Source organism: Mesorhizobium sp. B2-2-4, from assembly GCF_006442375.1.
Taxonomy (GTDB): domain Bacteria; phylum Pseudomonadota; class Alphaproteobacteria; order Rhizobiales; family Rhizobiaceae; genus Mesorhizobium.
Genome location: NZ_VFWB01000011.1, coordinates 136,017 through 150,345, shown reverse-complemented (window position 1 = coordinate 150,345; position 14,329 = coordinate 136,017). Strand labels below are relative to the sequence as shown.

Genomic DNA, 14,329 nt, shown 5'->3' with positions numbered 1-14,329 from the left:
TACCTTTCCTGCCTACTGCCCCATTTCAGGCCTTCGCCGTCTTGGCGCCGGCACCCACGGCGGCGGTGCGCAGCACGTAGTAGATGATGCCGGCAATCCCGACGCCGAAGAACCAGCCATAGACGCCCCACCAGGATGGCAGCCAGTTGGTGAAGTTCGGCAGGATCGAGGAGAAGACGGCGCCAATGCCGGCAGCGATGAAGGCATTGACATGCCAGCCGCCCTGGAAGCGGAACTCGCCGTCCTCGCGATAAAGCGCTTCGACGTCGACCTCGCCCTTCCGGATCAGGTAGTAGTCGACCATCATGACGCCGAAGATCGGCCCCATCGTCGCACCGATGATGTTGACGAAGGACGCAGCGCTGCCTTCCCAAGGCGCGAAGGGATAGAGCACGAGCGCGATCAGTGCCGCGATGTAGCCGCCCTTCTTGAAGTCGATCTGGCGCGGGAAGACGTTAGAGAAGTCGAAGGCCGGCGAGACGAAGTTGGCCACGACATTGATGCCGAGCGTCGCCACCGCGAAGGTCAAGGCGGCGAGCGCGGCCAGGAACCAGCTGCCGAATTTCGCCGATATCTGGTCGGGGTGCAGCAGCACCTCGTGATAGACGTCGTAAGCGGCAATGGTGGTGACGCCAGCGACCAGCGAGAACAGGATGAGATTTATCGGCAGGCCCCAGATATTGCCCTTGCGCAGCGATGCCTTGTCCGGTGCATAGCGGGCGAAATCGCAGAAGTTGAGATAGAGAGCCGAAAAATAGGTCACCCAGATCGCGGCGACGGCGAACAGCGACGTCCACGATCCCGGCGCGCCTGGCACGCCCGCATCCTTGGTCTTTTCGAGTAGCACATCCATCGGAATGTCACTGGTGAAGGCGAAGGTCCCGGCTTTGACGCAGAGATAGACGGCCAGGATCAGCATCATCACCCAGACGGCCGGCCCGGCCCAATCCTGGAAGCGGCGCACCGTCTCCATGCCGTTCTGGATAATCAGCAGCTGCAGCGCCCAGATGACCACGAAGCAGATCACTTCCAGCCCAGAGTGGCCGAGGAAATGGGTGTTGGCGTTGAAATCGGCGAACCATTGCGAACGGATCAGCAGCGCGACAATGGCGCCGGAAGCGGCCGCCGTCTGTGCGCCGTACCAGAAGCAGGCGACGATGGCGCGCACCAGCGCCGGTATGTTGGCGCCCCAGATGCCGAACGAGGCGCGGGCGAGCACTGGGTAAGGCACGCCGGTCTTCACGCCGGCATAGCCGACCATGTTCATCAGCGCGTAGATGACGAGCGAGCCGATGCCGATGGCGATGATGAAGTTGACGAAACCGCCGCAGAACAGGAAAAGGCTGGCGGCGAGATAATAGCCCCAGAGGCTGTGGACGTCCGACGTCCAGACGTTGAAGATCGAGAATGGTCCCCAGTTTCGTATCTTGGCCGGTGCGAGATCTTCGTTATATAGATCCGGCGATGCGCCTTGTATCGTCATTGCAATTGTCCCCTTCTTGCAGCACGCGCCCTCACGCGTTGACCGTCAAGGTTACGCCTGACGCGAGGGAAGGGGCAATCGGCTGATTTGCCGGCTTTGGCCTTAAAGATATTCAATGGGGATCGCTCTTATCGCGCGGCACGATACTTGCCGCTCTGATCGGCGAGTCCGATTCGTGGCGCTTTCAAGCGCCGGCGCGACGACATCGGAGCCGCGGCGGGCAAACCTGCCCTTTTTTTGCCAAGCGTACGTTTTTTATGGAACCAAGTGGATGATGGCGCGTTTGATGGGGTTCGGTCGAACACGTCGCGACCGAGCGGGAGGATATGATGGACTATTTGCATTTTTTTTCGCCCGTGCGGATTTCACGCGGGCAGGGACACCCTATCGAGGAAATCGACAGTGTTGCCGAGGCCATGGTGTTTTTGCGTAAATGGCCGACCGGGCGACGTGGCCCCGTCTATCAATGCGCGCTGAACTGCTGCGCGGCCGCCCTGTCGGGGCAGATGTCGGCTGAAGAAGCTAGGAAGGCGTTCACGGGCTTCGCCCGGATCACGCGGCTTCTGGATGACGACATGGCCTTGTCGGTGGGCAGCGAGCCAGCGGGGCGCGTGTACGCGCTGCGGCGGTAACGTTCTGGACCGACTGTAGTCGAAAACGGCGCCGGCCCCCAGCGCCGATTTGACTGTTTGTCCGTTTGCCATGGCGTCGGCGAACGCCTAATGCGGCGCGGCCCAGGATGGCCACCATCCGCTTATGGTCGGCAACCTCGGAAAGCAGCTAATCCTGGAAAGGCGGTCCCCCGTCTTGTTCGCCGCAGTTGAAAGACCATCGACCAGGTCGCAAAACGGCGTGCCGCTCTCCTGCGGTGTAGCAAGGGGGTGCAAGCTTCCGATTTCTTGGAGCGATTTCGCCCAGCACTCGAAAAAACGAGAAGACAGCACTTCAGGCCATAGGATTTGGCAGGCGCAGAAGGACCGCCTTCAGACTTACTGCTCGAGCGAGGGGCTTGCCTACTTCGCATATGTCGCCGATATGATGATCGGTGGCCATGCCGCCCGCATCAACCAACCAATTGACGCTAAAAATGTCGAGATACCAAGAGCATAAGGTGGCAATCGCCCCGATGATGGATTGGACGGACCGCCATTGCCGCTTCTTCCATCGCCAGCTGACTCGCCGTGCGTTGCTCTACACCGAGATGGTGGTGGCCGACGCGGTCATCCAGGGCGCGCGCGAGCGCCTGCTCGGTTTCGACGATGCGGAACATCCGGTCGCGCTGCAGCTCGGCGGCTCCGATCCGGGGAAGCTGGCCGAGGCGGCGCGCATCGGCCAGGCTTTCGGCTATGAGGAAATCAACCTCAATGTCGGCTGCCCGTCGGACCGCGTCCAGTCCGGTACGTTCGGCGCCTGCCTGATGAAGGTGCCTGACCTCGTCGCCGACTGTGTCGCGGCGATGAAGGCGGCCGTGACCATTCCCGTAACCGTCAAATGCCGCATCGGCGTCGACGAGCAGGATCCCGAGCCGGCGCTGGATGCGCTTGCAGACGGTGTTTTCGCGGCCGGCGCCGACGCCCTTTGGGTGCATGCGCGCAAGGCATGGCTGGAGGGGCTGAGCCCCAAGGAAAACCGCGACATCCCGCCGCTCGACTATGGCCGCGTCTATCGGTTGAAGGCGAGAAAACCGAGCGAATTCATCGGCATCAATGGCGGTATTCAATCGCTTGAAGAGGCGCAGACGCATCTCCAGCACCTCGACGGCGCCATGCTCGGCCGCGCCGCCTACCATACTCCAGGCATTCTGACCGGCGTCGATGCCATGTTTTATGGAGAGCGGACCGGTCCCTTCGATTTCGCCGCGCTGATCGATGTCATGGCCGGCTACGCCGCACGCCATGTCGAACAGGGCGGGCGGCTCGGCCACGTCACCCGCCATATGGTCGGGTTGTTCCATGGATTGCCCGGTGCGCGCCGCTACCGCCAGATCCTCTCCACGGATGCAACGCGCCCCGGCGCTGGGCCGCAGGTGCTGAAGACGGCGTTCGCTGCGGTCGACCTCAGCGGGGCGGTCGACAAGGCCGCCTGAACCGCTTTTGCCGAACGTCAATCCCGGAGGGTCATCCGGTCGCCGCGCACGTCGAAGCCGGACAGCGAACTGATGAAGTTCATGCCGAGCAGGCTCTGGCCAAGCATACCGGGTGCCGCGACCATCACCGGCATATTCTTTCGCACGATGCCGCCGATGGCCAGTTCGTTGGTTTTCACAGCCGCGGCGCGCGCCGTGCCGTTGGCGGTCGAGACCGGTATGGTGAAATCGAGAGCGGCGGGATTGATCCCGGCTGCCTGGGCGTCCTGCGACGTCAACACGGTGCTGGTCGCTCCTGTGTCGACCACCGTGCGCACTGGCGCGCCGTTGATCAGGATGCGCGCCTCGAAATGGCCATTGTCGGCCTTGTCGAGCGTCACGGTGGCATGGCCGTCCTCGATGCCCAGCGCCAGCGGGCTGCCGGGAACAAGGCCAGCGGTTACCCGGTTGGCGAAATCCTGCAATTCGTAGCGATATTGATAGCCGGCGATCAGCGCGAGCGCGATCGCCGCCCACGCGCCGAGATTGCGCGCCATGGCCCCGAGCGGGCGGCCCGACCTTAGCAGGCCGGCGCCGATGAGCGCACCGAAGGCGCCAAGCCAGATCAGCCGGCCAAAATCATCGTTCTCTACGCCGAGCGTATTGCCGGCGGAATCGTTGAACATCAGCAGCACCGCGCCGACGCCGATGACGAGCATCAGGATCCAGAACAGGCGGTTCATGTCGGCAATCCGTTCACGAGAGCGCGTCGCGTTCCCGTGCCATACGGGTGCGGCGGGTTTCGCGGCGCGGCCGGCGCTCTACCGTCTCCAGCCTTGCAGGCAGTTGGGCCATGACGTCACGGCGCGCCTGCGCCGTCATGTCGATCCAGGCGCCGATCTCGTCCCGGGTGCGGCCGCACCCGAAACAGAAACCGGTCTTCATATCGATCGAACAGACCAGAATGCATGGGGATTCGATGGCCGTCATGAATGTTTCCTTGGCTGACTTCCACATGGTGCAACGGCATGCCCTTTGCAAGCCCTCGGGAATGCGTCGCCCACGGCCGCTTTTACATCAGGCGCGGGAGGTTGTGCCGGCGCACGAGGGCGGCTATGCCGCTGCCATCTGCAAGGACGATTTCCACGACATGACCAGAGCACAGCCCTTCGACGATTTCCGTAACCTGCTGGCCAACCTGCCGGCGGCCGACACGACAGCCGAGGCCCGTGTGCGAACGCTGTTCGCCAAGGCGGACAAGCCAAGGAACTCGCTTGGTCGCATCGAGGATATCGCTGCCTGGCTGGCAGCATGGAGTGGCCGTGCGCCGCCGGCAGTGACGCGGCCTCTGGTCGCGGTCTTTGCCGGCAACCATGGTGTTGTCAGGCACGGCGTCTCGCCGAGAGCCGTGGCGGCGACCGCAAACGCCGTCGAACTGTGTGCGGCCGGCGGTGCAGCGATCAACCAGGTCTGCGTCGCCAACGACCTCGGGCTGAAGGTTTTCGATCTCGCCTTGCATATTCCGACAGCCGACATCACGCAGGATGCCGCACTCGACGAGCGGGGTTGCGCCGTGACCATGGCCTTTGGCATGGAGGCGATCGCCGGCGGCGCCGACCTGCTTTGCCTCGGCGATCTGGGCGTCGGCAATTCCACCGTCGCCGCGGCCCTGTTCGCGGCCGTGTTGGGCGGCAAGGGCACCGATTGGGTCGGCCCGGGCTCTGGCGCCGATGCGGCGATGCAGGCGCGCAAGGCGGAGGTGGTCGATGCGGCGCTGGCTTTCCACGCCGGCCATCTCGATGAACCGTTGGAGGTGCTGCGCCGGCTCGGTGGCCGTGAGTTCGCGGCGATAGCCGGCGCCATCCTTGCGGCACGGATGCAAAAGATCCCCGTGCTGCTCGACGGAGTTGCGGCAACGGCAGCCGCAGCGGTCCTGCATGCCGCCAATCCTGCCGCGCTGGATCATTGCCTTCTCGCCGGCCTGTCGCCGGAGCCCGCGCATGCGCAGGCCGCCGAGCGCCTTGGCCTTCGCCCCTTGCTTGACCTCGGCGTCGGCCACGGCGAGGGAGTAGGCGCGGCACTTGCCGCCGGCCTAATCAAGGCAGCGGCACTGACCAGTTCGGGCATGGCCGCGGCCGTTCGCGGCTAGGCCGAGCATTCGTCGCTCATTCCACGCATGAGGCGCGTCAACGCCGACGCGCCGCGACCGCCGCGGTCGGCAGGGCCGGGAGTTCCTCCATCACCCGGCTCAGCGGGAAGATGGCAATCGCCTCTGTGCCTTCGCGCAGCTTGGAATGAAGTTGGAATTCGCCGCCATGCATGGCGAGCAGGCCCTGCACGATCGGCAGACCAAGTCCGGTGCCCTGTTCGGCGCTCTTGATGGCGATCGAACCCTGGCCGAAGGCCGAAAGCACTACCGGGATCTCGTCTTCCGGTATGCCGGGGCCGTTGTCCCTGACCGAGATGTATTGTCCGCCGCCGGCCGTCCAGCCGACGCGCACGCGGATTTCGCCGCCGGTAGCGGTGAACTTGATCGCGTTGGACAAGAGGTTGAGGGTGATCTGGCGCACCGCGCGCTCGTCGGCGAACAGGCGCGGCAAGGCATGTTCGAAATCCTGAATGACGCGGATATCCTTGTTGCGCGCCTTCAACTCCATCATGTGGCAGCAATCCTCGACAATGCCGAGCAGCATCACCGGCTCTTCATTGAGCTGGTACCGGCCGGCCTCGATGCGCGACAGGTCGAGGATCTCGTTGATGAGGTCGAGAAGATGCTGGCCGGATTCGTGCACGTCATGGGCATAGTCGCGATAAGTGGGATTGCTCATCGGCCCCAGGACTTCGTTCGACATCACTTCGGAAAAACCGAGAATTGCGTTGAGCGGCGTGCGCAATTCATGGCTCATCGAGGCAAGAAAGCGCGATTTGGCCAGATTGGCATCTTCCGCGCGCCGCCGCGCCTCGTCCGACATCGATTTCGCGGTCTCGACTTCGGCGATCAGTGCGTCCTTTTCGGAGCGGAACGACAAAAGCATCAGGGAGGAGCGGTTGAGGTTCCGCGCGATATAGGCAAAGAAAGGCAGCGAAAGAACGAGCAGTACGGCCATGATCGCCCCGACAGGCATCCACAGCCTTATTTCGGCGTAGGCGTAAAGCGTCACCGGAACAGCGAAAGTCGCCAGCAGCGCCCCGCGCAGGGATGAGGCCATGATAGCGGTTCCGGCCATGGCAAGCAGCAGCACCACGGCCTTGACCACCTGAAACTGGTCGACCGCGCAGGCACCGCAGCCGAGCCAGACGAACCAGCCCCAGCCGAGGCCGCACAGGAAATGTGCGAACAGGAATTCTCTCTGGGTTTGCAACGGGTTAAGCTCGGACGCTTCCACGCGTTCGACGCGGCGCGCCATGAAAGCCAACATCGTGTAGCAGGTCAGGGTGAACAGCGCCCAGAGAATGATCTCATTGCCGATGCCGGCCAGCCGGCCAAGCGCGGCGATCGCCAGGACAAGCAGCGGAATGGCAATGGCGCCGCTGGTCATCGCGCGCGCATGGAGTTTCAATAGTTCGCGATCGAAATCCGGATTGCCGGCCTGTTGCGAAAGACGGTCGCGCGTCTTGCGCACCGCGCGCGCGACATCGCTGTTGCGATGGCGTTTCCTGCGGTCCACAATGAATTTGTCCGCTGTGTTCGAGCGTTGCAAAGGCATGAAGACTTCAATTATGCGGGCGGCATTTCAAGGTGTTAAGCTACGTTCGAATGATTAACCAACCGTTTGCCATATGAGCCGTTCCTGGTCGCAAGGACCGCGCCGGCGGTACGCTGCGCCGCGTCCGCGAAGCCCATGGCGCAAATTGCTGGACTACGGGCTGACCGTCATTATTCTGGGGTTGCTGATCGTGCTTGCGGCGCGCCTCGATCGCGTGGAGACGCGAAAGACACAGGGCGTCGCCATCATCAATGATGGCGACTCGATCACGCTCGGCGCCGAACGCATTCGCATGCGCGGCATCGACGCGCCGGAATACACTCAGACCTGCCGCAAGAAAGGCGCCGACTATTCCTGTGGCACGCTTGCGCGCCAATCTCTGGTGCGCCTGATCGCCGGCAGGCCCGTCATCTGCAGCGGCTGGCAGCGCGATCGTTACGGCCGGCTGCTCGGCGATTGCAAGGCGGGCGATACCGATCTCAACCGCGCACAGGTCGAGGCAGGCTGGGCGGTCGCTTTCGGCGATTACGAGAGCGAGGAAGCCATCGCGCGCGCGGCAAGGGCCGGCATCTGGGCAGGTACATTCGACCAGCCGCAAGATTGGCGCGACAGCCACCATGGCGAGTCCGTCGAGAGAAAACATGGCACGCTCGCCTCCATCGCCGATGCCGTGCGAGAGATTTTCCGCTTCTGGTAAGCCGGCGGAAGCTGAACCCTGCCGTCACCGGCAAGAACTGGAGGATCGAATGAAGCTCTTCGACGGCGGCCGGGCGCCCAACCCAAGGCGGGTTCGCGTTTTTCTGGCCGAGAAGGGAATCGCGGTTCCGCTGGTGTCCGTCGACATGGGCGCGCTGGAACACAGGCAACAGGCGGTCAGCTCGCGCAATCCACTGCGGCGACTGCCGGTGCTGGAGCTTGACGACGGCACCGTCATCACCGAGTCCGTCGCCATCTGCCGCTATTTCGAGGAACTCAATCCCGAGCCCGCACTGTTCGGTCGCGGGGCGCTCGGCAAGGCGCAGGTCGAGATGTGGCAAAGGCGGATGGAATTCAACCTGCTGACCTGCGTCGCGCAAGCTTTCCGCCACACCCATCCGGCCATGAAGGAATGGGAGATCCCGCAGATTCCCGAGTGGGGCGAGGCCAACAAGCCGAAGGCAATCGAATTCCTGCGACTTCTCGACGGCGAGCTGGGAACCCGCGAATTCGCCGCCGGCGACGCCTATTCGATCGCCGATATCACCGGGATGATCGCCATCGATTTCATGAAACCGGCGCGCATCAAGGTGCCGGACGAGTGCAGCAATGTGTTGCGCTGGTATCGGATGGTTTCGAGCCGGCCGAGTGCCGCGGCCTGAGGATGACTGCGGAACTCGAAAGCTTCGCCGCGACGGTTCGCTCCTGCCGCATCTGCGTCGACAATCCGATCGGCCGGCCACTGCCGCACGAACCGCGCCCGGTGCTGCGACCCTCGTCGAATGCCCGCATCCTGATTGCCAGCCAGGCACCGGGAACCAAGGTGCATCTGTCGGGCATGCCGTTCACCGATGCTTCGGGCGACCGGCTCAGAGACTGGCTCGGCGTCACCAGTGAGGAGTTCTACGACACCGAGAAGTTTGCCATCGTGCCGATGGGCTTCTGTTTCCCCGGCCAGGACGCCAAGGGCAGCGACTTGCCGCCAAGGCGGGAATGCGCGCCGGCCTGGCGCGCGCCGTTGATGGGGCTCATGCCGCAGATCGACCTGGTGCTGACGATCGGCATCTACGCGCAGTCCTGGCACATGGGTGCCGCGCGGCGCCCGTCCCTGACGGAAACGGTGAGGGACTGGCGCTCCATCTGGGAGAAATCCGCTGGCCAGAAGGTGCTGCCGCTGCCGCATCCGTCCTGGCGCAACACCGGCTGGCTGAAGCGGAATCCCTGGTTTGAAATGGATTTGCTGCCTTTCCTCAGGTCGGAAATCCGCTATCGCCTCGGTTAGACATTCAGCAAGAAACCACCGGCTTTTCCGCCAATCAGCAGAATTTTTTTCTTGTGAAAGGCTATAATAACGCCGATTATGGCCAATCCATTCCTTCAGGAGCTTTCAATGGACCGCCTTGACCGAAAAATTCTCCGCCTCCTGCAGGAGGACGCGACGCTCGCGGTCGCAGATGTCGCCAAGAAAGTGGGACTGTCGACGACCCCTTGCTGGCGGCGCATCCAGAAGCTCGAGGAAGAGGGCGTCATCAAGCGGCGTGTCGCCATTCTCGATCATGAAAAGGTCAATGTGCGGGTCACCGTCTTCGTCTCGATCCGCACCAATTCGCACAGCCATGAATGGCTGCGGCGTTTTTCCGAAGTCATCCAGGAATTCCCCGAGGTGGTCGAGTTCTACCGCATGAGCGGCGATGTCGACTACCTCCTGCGTGTCGTGGTGCCCGACATTGCAGCCTATGATGCCTTCTATAAGCGGCTGATCGCCAAGATCGAGATTCGCGACGTCTCGTCCTCCTTCGCCATGGAGCAGATCAAGTACACGACCGAAATCCCGCTCGATTACATGGTGCTGGACAAGGAATCGGGCGCGAACGCGGCCTGAGCGCGCGTGGCCTTGGTGCATGCAAGGTCACGCAAGCTCGCCTTGCTTAGTTCTTCTTTTTGTTGAGGAAAGTCCAAGGCGAGTTGACCGGTAGGGTTATTGTGTCCGGCACGGTGTCGACGCCGGTCACGTCTGCCTTGCGCACGGTATAGCCCGACTGGATGACCGAGACGCCGTCCAGGATGAAAAGCTGGCTCTTCTCCATGCCTGGTTTCAGCGCGCCGGTTACGGAAACCGGCTGGTAGGCCCGCGATATTTTGTAGGGCTGAGCCGGGGTGACCAGGACGATCTGGTTGGGTGGTGGTGTCGGCATGTGGCTGCAGGCGCCGGTCCACGGCACCAGTAGGAATTGATAGACAAGATCGCCTTCGCGATCGACCGGCAACGCATAGCCGGCTATTTGTATGGTCTTGTCCTGCAGGCCGAGGGATAACGTCTCGCCGCGATCGGGCAATTTTGCCGCGATCATCGGCAGGCCAGCTTCTTCGGCAACCGCCTGGGTCGCCGGGCGCAAATCCTTCCAGAATATGTGTGTGGTCTCGGCCGAAGCGAGGGCGGCTGTAAAAGCCGACATCGCGCCCGCGAACGCTGCCATGGCTATCAGACGTTTGGTCATCGGACGTTTTCCTTTGCGTTCGAGTAAAGACACCGCCACCGGCGACGTCAACGCTCGAGCCGCATTACATGCCGGCGAGAACCGGTCATGCCGGCGTCGTGAAAGCCGCGCGCCGCAAACATGTCGCGAAACCCCATGAAACGGTAGCTCGGCGATGCCTCGCCCACCGGATAGGCCTCAATGATATGCGCCCCCTTGGCGAACGCGTGGTCAATGGCCGCATCGAGCAATGCGGAAGCAAAACCGCGGCCGCGCAAAGCCCTTGGCACATAAAAGCAGACGATTGACCATACCCCCGTCTCGCTGTCGTCCTGCTGCTTTGAAAGCCTTCGGTAGGTTTCGCGCGGCGCGACCGAACACCAGGCAACGGTCTTGCCGTCGATCTGGGCGAGGATGCCGACCGGCCTGCCGGCATCGATAAGTGCCATCATCTGGCGCTTTTTCTCATCATTCGGGATGTGCTCGCGGACGGACTGCCGCCACGCCATGCACCAGCAATATTTTGGCGCACCCGGCTGCTCGAACAATATCTCGAAGTCGCCGCGTGTTGCCGGCGTCACCTCCGTGAACCGGATATCGGCAAGATCAGCTTTTTCTGGAGGTGAGCCGTTCCAGCCTTTTGACATCCGTTAACTCCTTCACGGCGTCCCGGCCGATCCAGCGCGCCGTCTTGTCGGATGATCCGGCCAACTTTTGCGCGAGCGCAAGGGCAGGGGCATGCAGCGCCGCCGAGCGTTTGCCAATCTGCCGCAGCGCCCAGCTGACCGCCTTCCTGACGAAATTGCGCGGATCGCCGGCATGCGCCTCGATCAACGGCAGATAGGCGAGAAACGTCGCGTCCGGCTCCTGCTTCAGATGCACTGCGCTCCACGCCACCATGGCAAAGCCGGCGCGGCGCACGAACTCGCGTTCGTCGGCAGCAAACTCCTCGATCAACTCACGCCGGAACGACGTTTCAGCAAAGAGATCCGAAACGCTGTCTACGATCTCCCAGGAGTCGAAATCGCCGGCCCAGCGGCGGCACTGCTCGGCCGTGATCCTTTTCGGCTCCCCGGTGAACGCCGCCACCAGCCGCGCCTCGCGAACACCGCTGTCCCACAGGGCAAGCGCCCGCTCGTGATTGCGCTTCAGCTTGCGCGCCAGCGGCCGCAAATCCGAATTGCCTACACCAAGCGCCGTCGCGGTGTTGATGCCGAACCGGGCCATGCCGGCGCGGTTTTCCTGCGTGCCGATCGAGCGCAGGTGAGCGACGATCTCGTCCGCGCTCCAGCTCGGGCCGGGCAGGGACATCTGCGTTCTACTTTTCCAGCCTCGCCAGCAGTGAGGATGTGTCCCAGCGCCTGCCGCCCATCGCCTGGACGTCCTTATAGAACTGGTCGACGAGCGCCGTCACGGGCAGTCTGGCCCCGTTGCGGTCGGCTTCATCAAGACAGATGCCGAGATCCTTGCGCATCCAGTCGACCGCGAAGCCGAAGTCGTATTTGCCTGCATTCATCGTCTTGTGCCGGTTCTCCATCTGCCACGAGCCCGCTGCGCCCTTGGAGATCACATCGATGACCTTCTCGATGTCGAGCCCGGCCTTCCTGCCGAAATGGATGCCTTCGGACAGTCCCTGCACCAGCCCGGCGATGCAGATTTGGTTGATCATCTTGGTGAGCTGGCCGGCGCCTGCCGGTCCCATAAGCCCGACCATCCGGGCATAGGCGTCGATGACGGGCCTGGCTTTGTCGAAGGCTGCCTGGTCGCCGCCGACCATGACGGTCAGAATGCCGTTTTCGGCGCCGGCCTGGCCGCCGGAGACCGGCGCGTCGAGGAACGAGAAGCCGCGCTCCTGTGCGGTCTCGGCCAATTCGCGCGCGACCTCGGCCGATGCCGTGGTGTTGTCGATGTAGACGGCGCCCTTTTTCATGGCCTGAAAGGCACCGTCCTTTGCCGTCGTCACCGAACGCAGATCGTCGTCATTGCCCACGCACGAGAAAACAAAGTCCTTGCCTTCGGCAGCCTGCGCCGGCGTCAGGGCGAGAGCGCCGCCATGCTGGGCGACCCATTGCTCGGCCTTTGCCCTGGTGCGGTTGTAGACGGTGACGTCGTGGCCGCCCTTGTTCTTCAGATGCGCGGCCATGGGATAGCCCATGACGCCAAGACCGAGAAATGCCACCGATGCCATGGCTTGTTCCTTCCGACGGGAGCAAAGATTGCAGTTGCGGAAGGTCTAGGCCATGCGGCGGATTCGTCAAGGCGCGCGCCGAGCCATCGACTGGCACAGATCAGGTAAGCTTACCGTTTCAGGTGAATGGTAATCCGGCGCTCGATCCATTCGACGCCGTGGCGCAGGATCTCGACCATCACCAGATAGACGATCGCCACCCAGACATAGGCCTGGAAGTCGAAGGACTTGGCGTAGGCGAGTTTCGCATTGCCCATCAGGTCGTAGACGGTGATGATGGCGACGATCGCGGAGGCCTTGATCATCAGAACGAGTTCATTGCCGTAGGGTCGCAAGGCCACGATGATCGCCTGGGGCAGAATGACCTTGCGCAGCGTCTGCAGCTTGTGCAGGCCGAGCGAAGCGGCGCCTTCCCACTGGCCCCTTGGAACGCTCTCAATGGCACCGCGCAAGATTTCGGCCTGATAGGCGGCCGTGTTGAGCGCAAAGGCGAACACGCCGCAGTTGAAGGCGTCGCGGAAGAACCACCATAGCCCAACCGATTCGAGCTGCACGCGGAAAGAACCGACCCCGTAATAGACCAGATAGACCTGAACCAGCAGCGGCGTGCCGCGGAAGAAATAGACGTAGCAATAGGCGGGCCACGACAGCAACCGGTTGTTCGACATGCGGCCATAGGTGACGGGCAGCGACAGGATGGCGCCGGCCACCATCGACACCGCCACCAGCGACAGGGTGGTTCCAAGTCCCTGCAGATAGGCCGGCGCATATCGTGCGAAGAACTCGCCGTTCCACGCGGAGACCAGATAGGCCAGTATACCGAAGCCGAAGAGGATCCAGAGGCCGACGAGTGCGTATCCCACGATACGGGCACGCGGCCAGCCGCGCGCCGGCGGCGGCGGCCGTTCGACGGCAATGGTGTCGGTGACGCTCATCGCGCTTCCCTCTGTCCGAGCGACCGCAAGATGAAGCCGGTGGCGATCGAAGACAGGATTGCCAGGATGAGAAAGACCAGCGCCGCGACGCTGTAGAACAGGAACGAATGTTTGGTGACGCGCGCCGCGACGCCCGCATTGCGCAAGGTCTCGGCGAGGTTGACGACCGAGACCAGGGCTGTGTCCTTGAGCAGGCTGAGCCAGCAATTCTCGAGACCAGGGAAGGCGATGCGCAGCAATTGAGGCAGGATCACCTTGCGCATGGTCAGCCACTTCGACAGACCGATCGCATAGCCGCCCTCATACTGGCCCTTCGGAATGGCGCGAAAGGCCGAAAGGAATACCTCGCTGGCATAGGAAGAGAAGATCAGCGAGAGCACGATCATGCCGGCGATGAAGCTGTCGACATCGATCGTCGCCTCGGGCCTGAAGAAGCGGATTATGTATTGCAGCAGGATGGGCATGCCGAAGAAGAACAGGAAGAGCGTCACCAGCTCCGGAAGGCCCCGAAACATGGTGGTGTAAATGTTCGCGGCCAGCCGCAGCGAAGGCTCTTCGGATTGCTTTGCCCAGGCAATGAAAAAGCCGATCGTCAGGCCGATCGGAAGCGTGGCGAGCGCCAGCGCGATGGTGACCACCGCGCCATAGGCGATATCGTCAAGCCAGCCATTGGGTCCCCAACTGAGAAGTGTCCATATGCTTTGGGCTGGCATCGAGTGGTGTTATCTCCAGAGCTCCCAGATCGGGTAAAGCGGCAGGGAGACCCTGCCGCCCTTGG

The 14,329-nt window shown here is 62.7% G+C and carries 17 protein-coding genes; 7 read left to right on the top strand and 10 right to left on the bottom strand.

From position 1 onward, the window contains the following. Positions 1-25: 25 nt before the first annotated feature. Positions 26-1,483, bottom strand: a complete 1,458-nt coding sequence (locus FJ959_RS25675; protein WP_140632793.1) for an NCS1 family nucleobase:cation symporter-1 — start codon at positions 1,481-1,483, stop codon at positions 26-28. A gap of 329 nt (positions 1,484-1,812) precedes the next feature. Between FJ959_RS25675 and FJ959_RS25670 the strand changes: the two genes are divergently transcribed. Both FJ959_RS25670 and dusA read left to right on the top strand, forming a co-directional pair. Beyond that, entirely contained in the window at positions 1,813-2,115 is a 303-nt protein-coding gene (locus tag FJ959_RS25670; protein WP_140632791.1) for a DUF982 domain-containing protein, read from the top strand. Between the two features lie 455 nt (positions 2,116-2,570). Further along, positions 2,571-3,569 (top strand): tRNA dihydrouridine(20/20a) synthase DusA, encoded by a 999-nt coding sequence (gene dusA, locus FJ959_RS25665; protein ID WP_140557178.1) that lies wholly within the window; start codon positions 2,571-2,573, stop codon positions 3,567-3,569. 17 nt (positions 3,570-3,586) lie between these two features. On the opposite strand, the gene FJ959_RS25660 is transcribed toward dusA, so the two are convergent. Further along, positions 3,587-4,291: a TIGR02281 family clan AA aspartic protease gene (locus FJ959_RS25660; protein WP_140584433.1), complete on the bottom strand. Its 705-nt coding sequence runs from the start codon at positions 4,289-4,291 to the stop codon at positions 3,587-3,589. Between the two features lie 13 nt (positions 4,292-4,304). Further along, positions 4,305-4,538 carry a DUF1289 domain-containing protein gene (locus FJ959_RS25655; RefSeq protein WP_140515375.1) on the bottom strand — a complete coding sequence of 78 codons (234 nt, stop codon included), beginning with the start codon at positions 4,536-4,538 and terminating at the stop codon, positions 4,305-4,307. A gap of 160 nt (positions 4,539-4,698) precedes the next feature. Between FJ959_RS25655 and FJ959_RS25650 the strand changes: the two genes are divergently transcribed. Continuing rightward, positions 4,699-5,697: a nicotinate-nucleotide--dimethylbenzimidazole phosphoribosyltransferase gene (locus FJ959_RS25650; protein WP_140584444.1), complete on the top strand. Its 999-nt coding sequence runs from the start codon at positions 4,699-4,701 to the stop codon at positions 5,695-5,697. 37 nt (positions 5,698-5,734) lie between these two features. Here the strand turns inward: FJ959_RS25650 and FJ959_RS25645 are convergent, their stop codons facing one another. Then, positions 5,735-7,255 carry a HAMP domain-containing sensor histidine kinase gene (locus FJ959_RS25645; protein WP_140515376.1) on the bottom strand — a complete coding sequence of 507 codons (1,521 nt, stop codon included), beginning with the start codon at positions 7,253-7,255 and terminating at the stop codon, positions 5,735-5,737. A gap of 73 nt (positions 7,256-7,328) precedes the next feature. Here FJ959_RS25645 and FJ959_RS25640 point away from each other — a divergent pair, with 73 nt between their 5' ends. From FJ959_RS25640 to FJ959_RS25625, 4 genes are all read left to right on the top strand, one after another. Continuing rightward, positions 7,329-7,952, top strand: coding sequence for a thermonuclease family protein (locus FJ959_RS25640; protein WP_140584432.1), 624 nt, complete (start codon positions 7,329-7,331; stop codon positions 7,950-7,952). A gap of 49 nt (positions 7,953-8,001) precedes the next feature. Beyond that, a complete protein-coding gene (locus FJ959_RS25635) occupies positions 8,002-8,613 on the top strand; it encodes a glutathione S-transferase (RefSeq protein WP_140498639.1) in 612 nt (203 codons plus the stop codon). Continuing rightward, complete coding sequence (locus tag FJ959_RS25630; RefSeq protein WP_140561231.1) at positions 8,553-9,233, top strand: uracil-DNA glycosylase family protein; 681 nt, start codon at positions 8,553-8,555, stop codon at positions 9,231-9,233. Before FJ959_RS25635 ends, FJ959_RS25630 begins: the two co-directional genes overlap by 61 nt. A 108-nt stretch (positions 9,234-9,341) precedes the next feature. After that, positions 9,342-9,833, top strand: a complete 492-nt coding sequence (locus FJ959_RS25625; protein ID WP_006205209.1) for an Lrp/AsnC family transcriptional regulator — start codon at positions 9,342-9,344, stop codon at positions 9,831-9,833. A 46-nt stretch (positions 9,834-9,879) separates the two neighbouring features. Here FJ959_RS25625 and FJ959_RS25620 read toward each other — a convergent pair whose 3' ends face one another. The 6 genes from FJ959_RS25620 to FJ959_RS25595 form a co-directional block, all read right to left on the bottom strand. Further along, on the bottom strand, positions 9,880-10,449 hold the full coding sequence (locus tag FJ959_RS25620) for a DUF3299 domain-containing protein (RefSeq protein WP_140498637.1): 570 nt from the start codon (positions 10,447-10,449) through the stop codon (positions 9,880-9,882). Between the two features lie 47 nt (positions 10,450-10,496). Continuing rightward, entirely contained in the window at positions 10,497-11,075 is a 579-nt protein-coding gene (locus FJ959_RS25615; RefSeq protein ID WP_140584431.1) for a GNAT family N-acetyltransferase, read from the bottom strand. Then, on the bottom strand, positions 11,035-11,739 hold the full coding sequence (locus FJ959_RS25610) for a DNA alkylation repair protein (protein ID WP_140584430.1): 705 nt from the start codon (positions 11,737-11,739) through the stop codon (positions 11,035-11,037). Before FJ959_RS25610 ends, FJ959_RS25615 begins: the two co-directional genes overlap by 41 nt. A 7-nt stretch (positions 11,740-11,746) precedes the next feature. Further along, the gene (locus FJ959_RS25605; RefSeq protein ID WP_140584429.1) at positions 11,747-12,616 is read right to left on the bottom strand and encodes an NAD(P)-dependent oxidoreductase; all 870 of its coding nucleotides are present in this window, start codon (positions 12,614-12,616) and stop codon (positions 11,747-11,749) included. A gap of 110 nt (positions 12,617-12,726) precedes the next feature. Further along, entirely contained in the window at positions 12,727-13,551 is an 825-nt protein-coding gene (locus tag FJ959_RS25600) for an ABC transporter permease (protein ID WP_140584428.1), read from the bottom strand. Then, positions 13,548-14,264 (bottom strand): ABC transporter permease, encoded by a 717-nt coding sequence (locus FJ959_RS25595; protein ID WP_140525212.1) that lies wholly within the window; start codon positions 14,262-14,264, stop codon positions 13,548-13,550. The genes FJ959_RS25600 and FJ959_RS25595 overlap by 4 nt, the downstream gene beginning before the upstream one ends. Positions 14,265-14,329 lie beyond the last annotated feature (65 nt).

Coding starts and splice junctions, on each gene's coding strand:
- FJ959_RS25640 (WP_140584432.1), top strand. CDS start 7,329: ATGAGCCGTTCCTGGTCGCAAGGACCGCGCCGGCGGTACGCTGCGCCG.
- FJ959_RS25675 (WP_140632793.1), bottom strand. CDS start 1,483: ATGACGATACAAGGCGCATCGCCGGATCTATATAACGAAGATCTCGCA.
- FJ959_RS25645 (WP_140515376.1), bottom strand. CDS start 7,255: ATGCCTTTGCAACGCTCGAACACAGCGGACAAATTCATTGTGGACCGC.
- FJ959_RS25625 (WP_006205209.1), top strand. CDS start 9,342: ATGGACCGCCTTGACCGAAAAATTCTCCGCCTCCTGCAGGAGGACGCG.
- FJ959_RS25670 (WP_140632791.1), top strand. CDS start 1,813: ATGGACTATTTGCATTTTTTTTCGCCCGTGCGGATTTCACGCGGGCAG.
- FJ959_RS25655 (WP_140515375.1), bottom strand. CDS start 4,538: ATGACGGCCATCGAATCCCCATGCATTCTGGTCTGTTCGATCGATATG.
- dusA (WP_140557178.1), top strand. CDS start 2,571: ATGTCGAGATACCAAGAGCATAAGGTGGCAATCGCCCCGATGATGGAT.
- FJ959_RS25615 (WP_140584431.1), bottom strand. CDS start 11,075: ATGTCAAAAGGCTGGAACGGCTCACCTCCAGAAAAAGCTGATCTTGCC.
- FJ959_RS25650 (WP_140584444.1), top strand. CDS start 4,699: ATGACCAGAGCACAGCCCTTCGACGATTTCCGTAACCTGCTGGCCAAC.
- FJ959_RS25660 (WP_140584433.1), bottom strand. CDS start 4,291: ATGAACCGCCTGTTCTGGATCCTGATGCTCGTCATCGGCGTCGGCGCG.
- FJ959_RS25620 (WP_140498637.1), bottom strand. CDS start 10,449: ATGACCAAACGTCTGATAGCCATGGCAGCGTTCGCGGGCGCGATGTCG.
- FJ959_RS25595 (WP_140525212.1), bottom strand. CDS start 14,264: ATGCCAGCCCAAAGCATATGGACACTTCTCAGTTGGGGACCCAATGGC.
- FJ959_RS25610 (WP_140584430.1), bottom strand. CDS start 11,739: ATGTCCCTGCCCGGCCCGAGCTGGAGCGCGGACGAGATCGTCGCTCAC.
- FJ959_RS25605 (WP_140584429.1), bottom strand. CDS start 12,616: ATGGCATCGGTGGCATTTCTCGGTCTTGGCGTCATGGGCTATCCCATG.
- FJ959_RS25600 (WP_140584428.1), bottom strand. CDS start 13,551: ATGAGCGTCACCGACACCATTGCCGTCGAACGGCCGCCGCCGCCGGCG.
- FJ959_RS25635 (WP_140498639.1), top strand. CDS start 8,002: ATGAAGCTCTTCGACGGCGGCCGGGCGCCCAACCCAAGGCGGGTTCGC.